Here is a 13,417-nt window from a genome sequence, read left to right on the forward strand (position 1 = left end):
GTTAAAATATGATATAACACAAGAAGATGACAATCATAATGATTTGGAGAATTGCTTTCGCTACTGTACTGCTTAAAAAACCAACTACAGTAGCGACTCCAACTAGAAAGGCATCTTTTGGCGCTTTTTTATGCACTAGTTCTGTTATAAATACTGATAAAAACGGTATGATAATAAGTCCGAATGGTGGGAAGAAGAACGATCCGACAATGATAGAAATCATTCCGACACGTTCGCCCCATTTAGAACTACCGTATTTTTTTAAGAAATATCCATTTGCAATAAAATCAGCAACGAAAATGAAAAGAGTGAAAATGACTTGAATAATCCAAAAAGAAGTTGTTAATTCTCCTCCATTTATACCGAAATGGTAAATTAAATATCCAGCCCAGACAGCAAATATGCCAGGGATAATGGGATAAATAAAGGCGAGAAATGAAACAAGGAAACAGGCAATGATACAAATTGTTAATAAAACAGTCACTTTATAGCTCCTTTTTAATATCTAGTTTATGTACAGCAACTTTTTTGACTTGATGTCCATCAAGTTCTAATACTTTAAATTGAAAACCAGCATATTCAATGGAATAACCAGCTTCAATATTTAAGTCAACTGCTTGAGAGAGAAGCCATCCTCCAATTGTATCTAAATCACTATCATCAATATGTAGGCCAAACATATCATTTACTTCAGAAATGAGCACCTTTCCATCTAAAACAGTAAGCTTAGGTGTACGCTTTTCAATCATAGGTGATTCATCCGCATCGAATTCATCTTGAATTTCTCCAATGATTTCTTCAAGAATATCTTCCATCGTTAAAAGTCCGGCAGTGCCACCATATTCATCCATAACGATTGCCATCTGAACGCGATTTTTTTGAAGATGGACTAACGTTTTACGAATTGGAACTGTTTCAAATACTGTTAAAACAGGATGTATATAAGATTCAAGTGGTTTATAAATACCTTTCGTTTGATCATGGAATACTTCTTTCGTATTAATCATCCCGATGATATCATCTTTATCTTTTTCAATGATTGGATAGCGTGTATATTTTTCAGTTGCGACGATATCCATATTTTCTTCTAACGTATTTTCAGTAGATAAGCAAATCATTTCGGTACGAGGAACCATTATTTCTTTCGCAACTCGATCATCAAATTCAAAAATGTTATTTACATATTTATATTCGGTTTGGTTTATTTCACCGCTTTTAAAACTTTCACCTAAAATGAGTCGCAATTCCTCTTCAGAATGAGCAAGTTCATTTTCTTTGGCAGGTTCTAATCCGAGTAGTTTTGTGAAAAATATAGCTGCACTATTGAGTAACCAAATAAATGGATACATAATTTTATCAAATAAAATAAGAGGTTTTGCAAATTTGAGTGTGATTGCTTCTGCTTTTTGAATTGCGAAAGACTTTGGAACTAACTCACCTAATACAACGTGGAAAAATGTAATAACACTAAAAGCAATAACAAAAGATAAAGTGTTAGCCATTGTTCCAGTAATATTAATTTTTTCAAAGAGCGGTCGTAGTATATGTTCCACAGTCGGTTCACCAAGCCAACCAAGCCCTAAAGAAGTGATCGTAATCCCGAGCTGACAAGCTGATAAATAAACATCTAAATTAGATAGGACGCTTCTTGCAGCTAAAGCTTGTTTATTACCTTCATTTGCAAGTTGGTCAATTCGACTTTTTCGTACTTTTACAACAGCGAATTCTGATGCAACGAAAAAGCCAGAAATAAGAATAAGTACAAAGATGAGAAAAATATTTAATATGTCCAAGTGTGTTCTCCATTCCAAGGTTTGGAATAAAGATGTCACCTCCTGCAATTATGTTATACTTTTATAATAAATCCAAATGAAAAGAATAGTCAAAGGAAAAGGGCAAATATTGGTATGTTTCTGTAATAGTTTTTGAATTTGCTGTTATTTTGTCCGCTATACAAAAGGAATAACCCCCTACTTTTAGATTATAGAGGGTTATTTCAATTAAGGTTTTGGAACACTTCTCGTTAAAGTGTATGACTGTTGCTTGGAGTAGTTTGTGGTCCATAGTGTTTGAAGGAAAGAAAGTATGCTATATGGGATATAGAGTAGTAATAAGCCGATTGTAACAATTATGGGTGAATTTCCGCCAAATTGAACGATAAATTGTAACAGTCCACTTGCATGAAAAACGCATTCCATAAAAACGAATGAAAGAATGATGGAACCTAAAATTGATTTATGGTTCGAAGTAAGCGCCAAAAACAATGTATCCACAAGAAAAGAATCATGTTTTATTTCATATTCATTTGTGTTTTTCAAGAAAGGAATCCATTTTTTTACTGCTTGCATAACGATAATCATGGAAGTACTACATACGATGATAAAAGATGAGTAGTAAGGAAGGTTTATAAATTGTGCGACGTATAGGAGTAGTAATAAGACTGAACATTGTAATACTACAGTGCAAACAGAGTAAGGTATCCAATTCAATACAGTAGTAAACTTTTTAAACGAGTTAGGTACTTTGAAAAATAAATGGCCGATACCCAAACTTATGAAAAATCCGATCGCAAGGGTAAAAGTAAAACGAACAATCGATATAAAATATATTTCCCATATGTAAGGGAATAATGGTGTTGAATGATTAGAAGTATGTATCATTTGATTTGCTGAGAAAAAGATAGATTCATGCATCCAATCAACCTTTGGAATTGATATAGAAGAAAGCTGTGCGAAGTTTTGAAAAATGCTAATAAATCCATTTTGATAAGAGTAATTGTGTGTAATAAAAAGAGCTGGAATAGGACTTATGGCAAAAATAACAATAACACCAATTATAAATTTACATATATGTGAGCGTAATAAGGACATATAAACCACCTACTCTTAGAATATTCAGAAAATTCTTATTCTTATTTTAGCCGTTTTTGGAGCAAGTTACAATATATTTTTCTTCATGTATGGGCATATGGATAATTTTAAATTGTATTTAGAAATCTATTTTTTGTGTGGAATGAAGAGAATGTAGGGAAATGTCGAAAGGATTAAATAGATTTTTAAAATTGGAAAGTGATACCATAAAATTAAACGATGTTTAAATCGTTGTTTAACTGATACATTCTAGAGGGGGAGATAAATTGGGAGGGAATGAAAACGTATCAACGAAAAAAAAGATTTTAAATACAACATTGGAATTAATTAAAAAAGAAGGTTTTGAAAAGGTAACGATAAGAAAAATTGCAGCATTGTCAGATATAAATATAGCGCTAGTAAATTACCATTTTGGTTCAAAAGAAAAGTTAATTAGTGAGACGATTAGAGTTTTATTAATTAGCTTTCAAGGCACTTTTTCTATTTTAGATAATATTACAGTGCCAGCAAAAGAAAGATTAAAAATATTTTTATTGGATTATGTACTAGTAATTCGGCAATATCCGGAGTTAGTTAGGAAGATTATTGCAATGGGAACTACGGTATTTACATCTCAATACGAATATGGGGATTTTTTGAAGAGGCTAGGTTTCAGTAAAGTGAAGAATATTTTGAGCGAGATAACAAATGAAACGGATCGGGAAATTTTAATGATGATGACGGTGCAAATATTTGGATCCATTTTTCTTCCCACATTAATGATGCCAATTCTCGAATCAGGGGCAGATATAAAAGTACCATCTGTAGAAAAACAGATTGATTTCCTATTTGAACGCTATTTTTATAAAAATTGAGATAGTGGGTGATAGAGGTGGCTAGTTTCTTTAGAAAGCATTGGTGTGATATAGGGTTAGTTGTCGCTATTATTGTCGTTGTTTCTTTAGTCGCGAATTTGGGAGAAATGAGTGAAATAAAAGTACTGTTAGGGTTAAGTTTTGTGGCCATTTTAGTGCATCAATTTGAAGAGTATCGTTGGCCAGGTTATTTTGCTGGTCTGTTTAATGTAGTTATATTTAAAAGTGATATACCAGACCGCTATCCATTAAATACGCAATCTGCTATGGTAATAAATATTTTGATTGCGTATGTTTTTTATTTACTCCCGGTTTTTTTTCAAAATATAATATGGCTTGGGTTGGCACCTATTTTAATGGGATTTTTTCAATTCATATGGCATGGTATTTTTGCGAATATAAAAGCTAAAACAATATATAATCCGGGATTAGGTGCGGTTGTATTACTACATGTTCCAATTGGTTATGTATATATGAGGTATATTCTTTTACACAATCTGGCTACAAATTTGGATTGGTTATTTGGGGTGATCTACTTTCTAATAGCTACCTATTTTTTAATTATAAAAGGAAATATGTTAATGAAAAGTAAGGAGACAAATTATTACTTTTCTAAAAAACAATTAGGTCCGTACAATGATACATTGAAGTGATTCAGAATTCAGAGGGAGGGTTTTGGATGCGGAAGAAAGTGCAAGTGAAGGATTCATGAATAAATTATGACAAGAAAATGAATAATTTTCAGAAAAATAAAATAAATTATTTATTTTTTTCTGAAAATATAATATAGTTATGGCACAGAAAGTATTTTAACATAAGGAGGCTTTTTATGAGGATTAAAGGGAATTACGTGCCAAAAAGGGAAGTTTTACTGTGCTCAAGTTCGATTACGATAGGGGAAGCGTTAGAGCATTTAAATAAAACGGGGTATCGTTGTGTACCAGTTTTAGATGAAAAAAAAGAGAAATTTTTAGGGAATATATATAAAGTAGATATTTTAGAATATAAAGGATCACTTGACGAGAGTGTAATGCAATTATTAAACGATAAAGAGGGATTTGTGAGAGAAGATTCTTCTTTCTTTAAAGTATTTTTTACAATAAAAAAATTGCCTTATTTATCAGTAGTTGACGAAAAAGGGGTTTTCCTTGGAATTTTAACGCATAAAAAAGTTTTTGAGTTATTAGAGGATGCTTGGGGCGTTCACTCTAGTAAATACTCTGTCATGATTGGAACGCAAGACTATAATGGAGCAATCCAAAAGTTATCGACAGTTTTAAAGAAATACACTGGTATTCAAAGTTTGATGACTTTTGATAATGATGCCTTATTAGTTCGTAGAATTATGTTTACATTAGGAGAAGAGTTTAACGACGGTGAATTAGAGACATTATTGAAAGATTTAGAAGATCACGGATTTAGAGTTGTATATGTGGAAGAGATGAAAAATCCACGTGAAGTTGAAACGATAGAGTAACATACAAAAGCCATCTAATTATCTTGGATGGCTTTTGTTATGTTACGTGTATAAAGTTATTTTAAAATAACGACAAGATAATAGGTGAGATTATAACAATATTTGTGTAAGAGAATAAAAAATGTAGATAATTTCGATTTTCAAAAAAATCAATTTGAAAATATGTTTTTATTTTGCAACTAAATATGTTACTATATGTGTGATAAAAACAAAGAGGTCTGACAACTATACTCCACGTAATAACACTCTAATGATTTAAAAATTCAAAAAACTCAAAATTCAAAAATAACAATTGTATTAATGATTAGAGTAAAAATAAGGGGAATGGAGAAATTATGGAGAAAGACACTGCTTTGTAAGGGGCATATTTTATCATCTTGAGCAGAGAGGAGGATGCATAGCATATTGTAAAATATAGAGATAAACAATGAAAAAATGCTATGCAAATGAAGAGCATGAAGGGACGTTTAAGGCCAGGTGATACGGTAGCAATTGGTTTAATGCTATTTGCATTATTTTTAGGAGCAGGAAATTTAATTTTCCCGCCAGTTTTAGGTCAACAAGCAGGAGAGAATGTTTGGATTGCTACAATAGGATTCCTTGTAACGGGAGTCGGATTACCCCTACTAGCTGTAACAGCTGTCGCGTTTGTAGAGGGGGACTTGAAAGCGCTATCTTCTAGAGTCCACCCTATATTTGCGTTTATTTTCCCATTGATTAGTTATTTAGCAATTGGACCATTTTTCGCGATTCCTCGTACTGGAGCTGTTTCGTTTGAAATGGGTATGAAGCCGTTTTTATCAGAGGCAATGGTTTCAGAGTGGTACATGCTATTTCTTTTCACGATAGTTTTCTTCGGAATAACGTGGTATTTATCATTAAATCCATCTAAATTAGTGGATTGGTTTGGAAAGTTTCTTACACCATTATTAGTATTAATTGTCGCTGTTATTGTCGGAAAGGCAATTATTGATCCAATTGGAGAGCCAGCTGCGCCGTTAGCTGCTTACAAAGAAAATGCTTTCTTTGGTGGATTTATTCAAGGATATTTAACGATGGATGCAATTAGTGCTCTCGTATTTGGGATTGTCGTTGTACAAGTTATCCGCTCTAAAGGGATAAAAGAGAGTAGTCAAATTGCAAAAATAACAGTCGTATCAGGTATTATTGCTGTACTTGGTTTAACGTTAATTTATTTATCACTTGCTTATCTTGGTTCAACAAGTACATCACTTGGTATTTCAGAAAACGGTGGTCTTATTTTAACGAATGTTGTAAATGAGCTATATGGGACGAGTGGTAAAATTTTATTAGGGCTTGTTATTATACTCGCTTGTTTAACAACTTCTGTTGGGTTAACATCTGCGTGTGCGGGTTTCTTTACAAACTTATTCCCAAAACTTTCGCATAAAACGATTGTAACAATGGTATGTGTATTTAGTTTAATTGTATCTAACCTAGGTTTAACACAATTAATCGCAGTAACATTACCTGTGTTAATGATCATTTATCCAGTTGCAATTGTATTAATCGTACTTTCGTATTTCCATAAGTGGATTGGGAAGCGTAATACAATTTATATTGGAGCTATTTTAGGTGCATTGTTAATTAGTTTCTTTAACGGTTTAGAAAGTGCGAAAATTAAAATTGACGCAATTTCTAATGTACTACAAATGTTACCGTTATATAACGAAGGAATCGGATGGTTAATTCCATCATGTATTGGCGGGATTCTCGGTTTCTTCTTCTATAAATCAAATGAATCAAGTGAATTACAAAAGAAAGGTGCTTAGGCACCTTTCTTTTTTTGAAGGGGATTTTTGTATTTTGTCTAAGTAATAATTGGGGGGAATGATAAATGGCTAATTTTGAAGATTTTTTAAATTTGGATTTGAGAATTGGAACTGTAATACATGCAGAGGAATTTAAAGAAGCGAGAGTACCAGCGATTAAACTAGCAATAGATTTTGGAGAAATCGGGATAAAGCAGTCAAGTGCCCAAATTACGAAAAGGTACAGTCCAGAAGATTTAGTCGGTCAACAAATCGTTGCGGTTGTAAACTTTCCACCGAAGCGTGTAGCTGGATTCAAATCAGAAGTGCTTGTGCTTGGCGGCGTTCCTGAAGCTGATGATGTTGTGTTGCTTCAGCCTAATATGGAATTGCCAAATGGAACGAAAATTAGCTAGGGTGAAGGTAGGGGCTAATATGGATATCGGACGAGAATATTTACAATGTGCGATTTCGAACTTTAAAGCAACAAAGAAGCAAGGGGAACGGGCACTTTCTCAATTATCATATGAACAAATACAATGGTATTCTCATGAAGAAACAAATAGTATAGCGATTATTATAAAGCATCTGCACGGTAATATGCGTTCTAGATGGACGGATTTTTTAACGTCTGATGGTGAAAAAACAGATCGTAATCGAGATGGTGAATTTGAGGGATGCTATCATTCAAAAGAAGAAGCCCTTATAGCTTGGCAAGAAGGATGGAAATATGTTTTTAATACGATGAATACTTTAACACCGGAACACTTATTGAAGACGGTATACATTCGCGGTGAAGCACATACTGTCATGCAAGCAATTGAAAGGCAAATTTTCCATTATGCATTGCATATTGGTCAGATTATTTACATTGGGAAGATGTTAAAAGAAAATGAGTGGGAATGTTTAAGTATTCCGAGAGGTCAGTCTGCACGTTATGTAGAGAAAAAACGTTCCACATAATAATAAGAAAGAAACCGATAAAAAATGGGAAAAAAGAGAATCAGCCAAATAATAGACGGTTCTGTAATCATAAGAATGCTGCCAAAAATAAGTCCATACATAATAAGAAAGAAATTGAAAAGTGTATTCACAGGGATAAATCGTGGGACGAACACTTGCTGTCGTTTAAAACAATCACTGTGAAATAAATAAAAGCGGAAGTACCATGTGGCGGTAATAAGATCTTTCTTTCTCACAATTCTTTTTTTGCATGTATGACAGATAAATGTTGGTTGCATTTCATTACGCTCCATTTTTTATTTTTATAATAATGTGAGACATAAGTAGGTACAACGTGTATGTTCCTATATACGCTCCTGCAATAAGGAAAAATGGATTCAGTAAAATCCCATGAATGCTCGTCATGAAAACTAAATCTTGTATTAAAACATCGTATATATTAATGGAAATAATTGTACCGAGTACATACAGTGCCAAGTACGCAGAAATATGTAGTACAATAAAGACTTTTGGATGCTTAGCGGACAAATAAAAAATGAATGATAGAGCGATTGGTAATATTCCTATTAATAGCTTCAATTCATTTCACCTCATTAACAATATAGCCGAAATTTTAACGGTCTATTCTCTAGGGCTTGTACATAACTTGAAATAGAGAGGTGATAGTATGAATCGGGGCTTTTTTTTTATGAAGTTTACAAGTATGCGTAAGTTAGTTTTATTTGTTATTACTACAGTGCTAGCGACTTTTTTTCTTATTAGTATGATGGTAACCTCTATGAAAGAGACGAAGTCAACGTATTTATATAATTGGTTAAATGAGTTATCGATGAATGGTTACATGTATGTACTTGGAAAAGAGAATCATTATTTTACACAGGAGTATCGAAAGTTGAATCAAGATTTTTCAATTTCTTCTTTTCTCTTTTCTATGGCTACAAATATTCGCTTTAATGATGTACGCAGTTTTGTCGGGAAAGAGCTACCCGGGTTTGGTAAGTACGATACAGAAATTGTTATTGCGGGTGAGGGCACAAACTATTCTAACTTACCGATAGAGTCGAGTGTACCTCTTGAAGAAGTAGTGAAAGAACGGACTAGTGGAACTGGACAAGCACCTAAACAAGATACGAATAAAGAGAAAAAACAGCCGTCCCAAACGACCGGGAAAAGACAAGTTGCGTTTATTTATCATACACATAGCTGGGAATCTTATTTACCTTTACTTAACTTAACGAATGACCCGAATCCGAATAAAGCAACGAGTTCTGTATCGAATATTTCTATATTAGGAGATCGTTTCCGTGAACAACTAGAAGGTGAAGGGATTGGAGCTACTAACGATAAGAGTGATGTTGGTCAAAAGTTAATAAGTAAGGGTTTAAACAGTAATAGTTCGTATAAAATGTCACGAGAAATTGTGCAGCAAGCTATGGCTGGAAATAAAGATCTTCAATACTTTTTTGATTTGCATCGTGATAGTGCTCGAAAGAATGTAACGACAAAAACAATTGGAGATAAATCATATGCGAAGCTTGCATTTGTAGTAGGGAAAGGAAATAAAAATTATGAAAAAAACTTACAATTAGCGACAGCTTTACATGAGGCGATTAATAAGAAATATCCAGGAGTGAGTCGTGGGGTCATTCAAAAAGGTTTTCAAACAGGAAATGGAATCTATAATCAAGATTTATCAGGACAAGCGATATTAATAGAAGTTGGCGGTGTAGATAATACGGAGGAAGAATTGAATCGATCAATTGATGCACTTGCTAAAGCATTTGGTGAATATTTTTGGCAGGCAGAAAAAGTGAATGGATAAAGTGAAACTTGAATTAGCCAGGGTATCTATCGATAATTATTAGCTCACTTCAATCTTGGAAAAGCGTAAGTGTAATGCTTACGTTTTTTGTGTTGGTTTGAAATGTGGATAGCAAGATGTCACAAAATGGACATGATTAATAATTATTATAGCGATATCGAAATTTGTCTAATTATAATAGGAGAATTAGAAAGGGATTTTTGAAATGGCAGAGAAAATCTTTTTACAAGGAAAATTTTTATATTATGAAATTGATAGGGTGATTTAGGTGATTAGGGAGATCAAAGTAGAAGATGCAGCATCATTTTTGCAATTAAGTAAGCAATTAGATGAAGAAACGAAGTTTATGTTATATGAACCAGGAGAAAGGAAAACTACAGCTGAGCAACAAGAAAAAATGATCCAGCGATTTATAGAAAATGAATATGCAACAATATTTGTAGCAGTTGAAGATGAGAGAATAATAGGTTTTATATTAGTGAATGGAAATAACATTCAAAGAAAGAGGCATGTGGCAAGCATTGTAATTGGTATTTTGCAAGAGTATAACGGGCGAGGTATTGGGACGAGATTGTTTAAAGAGGTTGAGAAGTGGGCAAAATTACATGATGTATGGCGTTTAGAATTAACAGTAATGGCCCACAATACAAGAGCTCAGGCACTATATAAAAAAGCTGGATTTGAGAAAGAAGGTGTCAAAAAAGCTGCTCTTATTATCGATGGAAAGGACATCGATGAGTATGAAATGGCCAAATTATTAAAATAAGAGGTCGTTATATGAAAAAAAGATGGGCACTACTCGGTATCGTAGCTGCAATAATTATTGTTGGAGTAGCAGGAATCAATTATAAAATGTATAAGGATAAGCAGGCGCGGGAAGTAAGTGTAAATAGTATATTTCCAAAAGCGAAAGAAACGATTGCTAATATGGATGGGGATATTGCGGTAATTAATAATCCGAATTCAATGCTTGTACTTGTGAATAAAAGTAGGCGTTTACCAGATGGTTATAGACCGCCAGATTTAGTTATTCCGAAAGTGCGCTACTCTAGTGAAGGTGATCAAGAAAAGAAAAAGATGAGAAAAGAGGCAGCGAGGGCGCTTGAGGAAATGTTCCAGCAAGCTAACAACGAGCGTATTTTCCTTTTTGCAGTTTCTGGATTTAGATCCTTTGATCGACAAAAAGCATTAAATACGATGTATAAAAAACAAGATGGGGAAGCAAAAACAGCAATGTCTAGCGCGGTTCCTGGCACAAGTGAGCATCAAACTGGATTAGCTATGGATATTACGTCTCAATCTGCTAAATTTCAGTTAGAGACGTTTTTTGGGGAAACGAAAGAAGGTCAGTGGCTTTCTGAAAATGCCCATAAATTTGGTTTTGTGATTCGATACACAAAAGCGAAAGAAACGATTACGGGCTATCGGTATGAACCATGGCACGTAAGGTATGTGGGAAATCCACAAGCTACATATTTGTATGATAATCAACTGACGCTTGAAGAAGTAACAGAGTAAATGATTGAGGGGAGAGACGTATAATGACGATGTTATATAAGAAAAAAGTACATGCATATATTACAAGAGAAAAAGAGGGGGTTATGCAATTACTGGTTTTTAAACATCGTGATATACATGAAGCTGGTATTCAAGTGCCAGGGGGAACGGTTGATGAAGGTGAAACGTTAGAAGCGGCTATATTGCGTGAAGTACAGGAAGAATCCGGATTACGTCATTTATGTATAGAGCGTTTTTTAGCAGATTACATTATACATGTGAAGGAAAAACAGGAATATGAAAAACGTCACTTTTTTCATGTAACTTTACTAACTGATGTAAAAGATACATGGGAACATATAGTAAGTGCTGGTGAGAAAGATCAAGGTTTAGCGTTTAGCTACGAATGGGTTAATATTGCAAAATGCCCTGAATTAGCAGGGAAACAAGGAGAGTTTTTACACTTATTGGATGAGATATATGTAAAGTAATAAAAGAGTCTGAAGCGAAAGTTCATTCGTTTCAGACTCTTTTTATTTTTTGGGAAATTAAAGGCTTTTTGAATAGATAAATTGAATTTCTTTAAAGGAATATTAGTTTGGAATAGTTGGGGTGAAAAGATGAAAAAGTAAGAGTTATACGCAAAAAAGTTGCTATAAGGGAGAATATAAATGGAGATTCAGTTTAATCCAGTATTAAAAAAAGAATTAACAATTCATGATATACAAACCGAAATGGAATCTGGGCAGTTAACTTCAAAGGAATTAGTGATGTATTATCTTCATAGAATCGCAAAGTATGACCAAGACGGACCGGAAATTAATTCTATTTTAGAAATCAATCCAGATGCTATTTTTATTGCAGAAGCGTTAGATTATGAAAGAAAGACAAAAGGTATAAGGGGTCCATTACATGGTATACCTGTTTTGCTTAAAGACAATATTGAAACGAATGACTCCATGCATACAAGTGCAGGTACGATTGCTCTAGAACAAAATATAAGCAGTGAAGATGCATTTCTCGTTACAAAATTACGAGAAGCCGGAGCAGTAATAATAGGAAAAACAAATATGACAGAATTAGCAAATGCAATGTCTTTTGAAATGTGGGCTGGATATAGTGCAAGAGGTGGTCAAACAATCAATCCATACGGAACGGGCAAGGACCATATGTTTGTTGGCGGATCTAGTACAGGATCTGCGATAGCAGTTGCCGCTAACTTTACAGTAGTATCTATTGGGACAGAAACCGATGCTTCTATTTTGAGCCCCGCTGTTCAAAATTCTGTAGTAGGTATTAAACCGACTGTCGGTTTAATTAGTCGTAGAGGAATTATTCCATTTACTTATTCGCAAGATACAGCTGGACCATTTGCTAGAACGGTAACAGATGCTGCTATTTTGCTAGGGAGTTTAATTGGAGTAGATGAGAAAGATGTTGCTACTCATAGAAGTGAAGGTAGGGCAGAGCAGGATTATACAAAATATCTTAATGTTAATGGCTTAAATGGAGCGAAGATTGGTGTGTTTAACGATGCACCAAAAGATTATTACGAAAATGGTGAGTATGATGAAATCTTGTTTAAGGAAACGATCCAAGTATTACGTAATGAAGGAGCGACAGTAGTAGAAAATATTAATATTCCTTCTTTTCATAGAGAATGGAGTTGGGGAGTGCCGCTTTATGAACTGAAGCATAGTTTAGATAACTATCTTTCTAAATTACCTTCTACTATTCCGGTACATTCTATTTCGGAGTTAATGGAGTTTAATAAAAACATAGCAGAAAGAGCTTTAAAATATGGACAAACTAAGTTAGAGGGAAGAAAAGATTTTCCTAATACGTTACGAAATCCAGAATATTTAAATGCAAGATTAGAAGATATATATTTTTCACAAGAACAAGGCATTGATTTTGCATTGGAAAAATATAATCTTGATGCGATACTGTTTCCTTCCTATATAGCTTCTACTATATGTGCGAAAGCGGGTTATCCGTCTATAGCAATACCTGCAGGATATATGGAAAGCGGGAGACCTTTTGGAATTACGATTGCAAGTACTGCCTTTAGTGAAGGGATGTTAATTAAGCTAGCTTACGCTTTTGAACAGGCGACAAAACATAGAAAAATCCCAAACTTGTCATGAATAGAATAAATAAAA

General features: G+C 33.8%; 16 protein-coding genes. 11 read left to right on the forward strand and 5 right to left on the reverse strand.

What is annotated here, in order from left to right; translation table 11 throughout:
* Position 1: 1 nt before the first annotated feature.
* From AC1Q51_RS01465 to AC1Q51_RS01475, 3 genes are all read right to left on the reverse strand, one after another.
* A complete protein-coding gene (locus AC1Q51_RS01465) occupies positions 2 to 484 on the reverse strand; it encodes a DUF456 domain-containing protein (RefSeq protein ID WP_053564685.1) in 483 nt (160 codons plus the stop codon).
* Between the two features lies 1 nt (position 485).
* Positions 486 to 1,793, reverse strand: a complete 1,308-nt coding sequence (locus AC1Q51_RS01470) for a hemolysin family protein (protein ID WP_016081950.1) — start codon at positions 1,791 to 1,793, stop codon at positions 486 to 488.
* A 207-nt stretch (positions 1,794 to 2,000) separates the two neighbouring features.
* Positions 2,001 to 2,870, reverse strand: a complete 870-nt coding sequence (locus AC1Q51_RS01475; protein ID WP_090976258.1) for a hypothetical protein — start codon at positions 2,868 to 2,870, stop codon at positions 2,001 to 2,003.
* Positions 2,871 to 3,136: 266 nt separating this feature from the next.
* Here AC1Q51_RS01475 and AC1Q51_RS01480 point away from each other — a divergent pair, with 266 nt between their 5' ends.
* The 6 genes from AC1Q51_RS01480 (at position 3,137) to AC1Q51_RS01505 (ending at position 7,936) form a co-directional block, all read left to right on the forward strand.
* Entirely contained in the window at positions 3,137 to 3,724 is a 588-nt protein-coding gene (locus tag AC1Q51_RS01480) for a TetR/AcrR family transcriptional regulator (protein ID WP_089170849.1), read from the forward strand.
* An 8-nt stretch (positions 3,725 to 3,732) separates the two neighbouring features.
* Positions 3,733 to 4,377, forward strand: coding sequence for an HXXEE domain-containing protein (locus AC1Q51_RS01485; RefSeq protein ID WP_003270331.1), 645 nt, complete (start codon positions 3,733 to 3,735; stop codon positions 4,375 to 4,377).
* Positions 4,378 to 4,553: 176 nt separating this feature from the next.
* The gene (gene cbpA, locus AC1Q51_RS01490; protein WP_001220528.1) at positions 4,554 to 5,201 is read left to right on the forward strand and encodes a cyclic di-AMP binding protein CbpA; all 648 of its coding nucleotides are present in this window, start codon (positions 4,554 to 4,556) and stop codon (positions 5,199 to 5,201) included.
* 455 nt (positions 5,202 to 5,656) lie between these two features.
* Positions 5,657 to 6,994 (forward strand): branched-chain amino acid transport system II carrier protein BrnQ4, encoded by a 1,338-nt coding sequence (brnQ4, locus tag AC1Q51_RS01495; RefSeq protein WP_011110049.1) that lies wholly within the window; start codon positions 5,657 to 5,659, stop codon positions 6,992 to 6,994.
* Between the two features lie 65 nt (positions 6,995 to 7,059).
* Positions 7,060 to 7,389, forward strand: a complete 330-nt coding sequence (gene csaA / locus AC1Q51_RS01500; protein WP_001263018.1) for a chaperone CsaA — start codon at positions 7,060 to 7,062, stop codon at positions 7,387 to 7,389.
* The gene (locus tag AC1Q51_RS01505) at positions 7,370 to 7,936 is read left to right on the forward strand and encodes a DUF1572 domain-containing protein (RefSeq protein ID WP_492331325.1); all 567 of its coding nucleotides are present in this window, start codon (positions 7,370 to 7,372) and stop codon (positions 7,934 to 7,936) included. Before csaA ends, AC1Q51_RS01505 begins: the two co-directional genes overlap by 20 nt.
* Here the strand turns inward: AC1Q51_RS01505 and AC1Q51_RS01510 are convergent.
* A complete protein-coding gene (locus AC1Q51_RS01510; RefSeq protein ID WP_139213215.1) occupies positions 7,909 to 8,214 on the reverse strand; it encodes a permease in 306 nt (101 codons plus the stop codon). The two genes, AC1Q51_RS01505 and AC1Q51_RS01510, sit on opposite strands and share 28 nt — an antisense overlap.
* A gap of 4 nt (positions 8,215 to 8,218) precedes the next feature.
* A complete protein-coding gene (locus tag AC1Q51_RS01515) occupies positions 8,219 to 8,515 on the reverse strand; it encodes a hypothetical protein (RefSeq protein ID WP_090976262.1) in 297 nt (98 codons plus the stop codon).
* 88 nt (positions 8,516 to 8,603) lie between these two features.
* On the opposite strand from AC1Q51_RS01515, the gene spoIIP reads away from it, so the two are divergent.
* From spoIIP to AC1Q51_RS01540, 5 genes are all read left to right on the forward strand, one after another.
* On the forward strand, positions 8,604 to 9,758 hold the full coding sequence (spoIIP, locus tag AC1Q51_RS01520) for a stage II sporulation protein P (RefSeq protein ID WP_001079282.1): 1,155 nt from the start codon (positions 8,604 to 8,606) through the stop codon (positions 9,756 to 9,758).
* Between the two features lie 268 nt (positions 9,759 to 10,026).
* Positions 10,027 to 10,524, forward strand: coding sequence for a GNAT family N-acetyltransferase (locus AC1Q51_RS01525; RefSeq protein ID WP_002093964.1), 498 nt, complete (start codon positions 10,027 to 10,029; stop codon positions 10,522 to 10,524).
* An 11-nt stretch (positions 10,525 to 10,535) separates the two neighbouring features.
* Positions 10,536 to 11,276, forward strand: coding sequence for a M15 family metallopeptidase (locus AC1Q51_RS01530; protein ID WP_090976264.1), 741 nt, complete (start codon positions 10,536 to 10,538; stop codon positions 11,274 to 11,276).
* 23 nt (positions 11,277 to 11,299) lie between these two features.
* The gene (locus AC1Q51_RS01535; RefSeq protein WP_016512975.1) at positions 11,300 to 11,746 is read left to right on the forward strand and encodes an NUDIX hydrolase; all 447 of its coding nucleotides are present in this window, start codon (positions 11,300 to 11,302) and stop codon (positions 11,744 to 11,746) included.
* A gap of 180 nt (positions 11,747 to 11,926) precedes the next feature.
* A complete protein-coding gene (locus tag AC1Q51_RS01540) occupies positions 11,927 to 13,402 on the forward strand; it encodes an amidase family protein (protein ID WP_088023984.1) in 1,476 nt (491 codons plus the stop codon).
* The last annotated feature ends 15 nt before the right edge of the window (positions 13,403 to 13,417 follow it).

The sequence above is a fragment of the Bacillus sp. MT94 genome (assembly GCF_058792475.1).

What these genes read in the sequence shown, in the direction of transcription:
- brnQ4 (WP_011110049.1), top strand. Translation starts at nt 5,657, where the DNA reads ATGAAGGGACGTTTAAGGCCAGGTGATACGGTAGCAATTGGTTTAATG.
- AC1Q51_RS01530 (WP_090976264.1), top strand. Translation starts at nt 10,536, where the DNA reads ATGAAAAAAAGATGGGCACTACTCGGTATCGTAGCTGCAATAATTATT.
- AC1Q51_RS01475 (WP_090976258.1), bottom strand. Translation starts at nt 2,870, where the DNA reads ATGTCCTTATTACGCTCACATATATGTAAATTTATAATTGGTGTTATT.
- AC1Q51_RS01510 (WP_139213215.1), bottom strand. Translation starts at nt 8,214, where the DNA reads ATGCAACCAACATTTATCTGTCATACATGCAAAAAAAGAATTGTGAGA.
- cbpA (WP_001220528.1), top strand. Translation starts at nt 4,554, where the DNA reads ATGAGGATTAAAGGGAATTACGTGCCAAAAAGGGAAGTTTTACTGTGC.
- AC1Q51_RS01505 (WP_492331325.1), top strand. Translation starts at nt 7,370, where the DNA reads ATGGAACGAAAATTAGCTAGGGTGAAGGTAGGGGCTAATATGGATATC.
- csaA (WP_001263018.1), top strand. Translation starts at nt 7,060, where the DNA reads ATGGCTAATTTTGAAGATTTTTTAAATTTGGATTTGAGAATTGGAACT.
- AC1Q51_RS01540 (WP_088023984.1), top strand. Translation starts at nt 11,927, where the DNA reads ATGGAGATTCAGTTTAATCCAGTATTAAAAAAAGAATTAACAATTCAT.
- spoIIP (WP_001079282.1), top strand. Translation starts at nt 8,604, where the DNA reads ATGAATCGGGGCTTTTTTTTTATGAAGTTTACAAGTATGCGTAAGTTA.
- AC1Q51_RS01535 (WP_016512975.1), top strand. Translation starts at nt 11,300, where the DNA reads ATGACGATGTTATATAAGAAAAAAGTACATGCATATATTACAAGAGAA.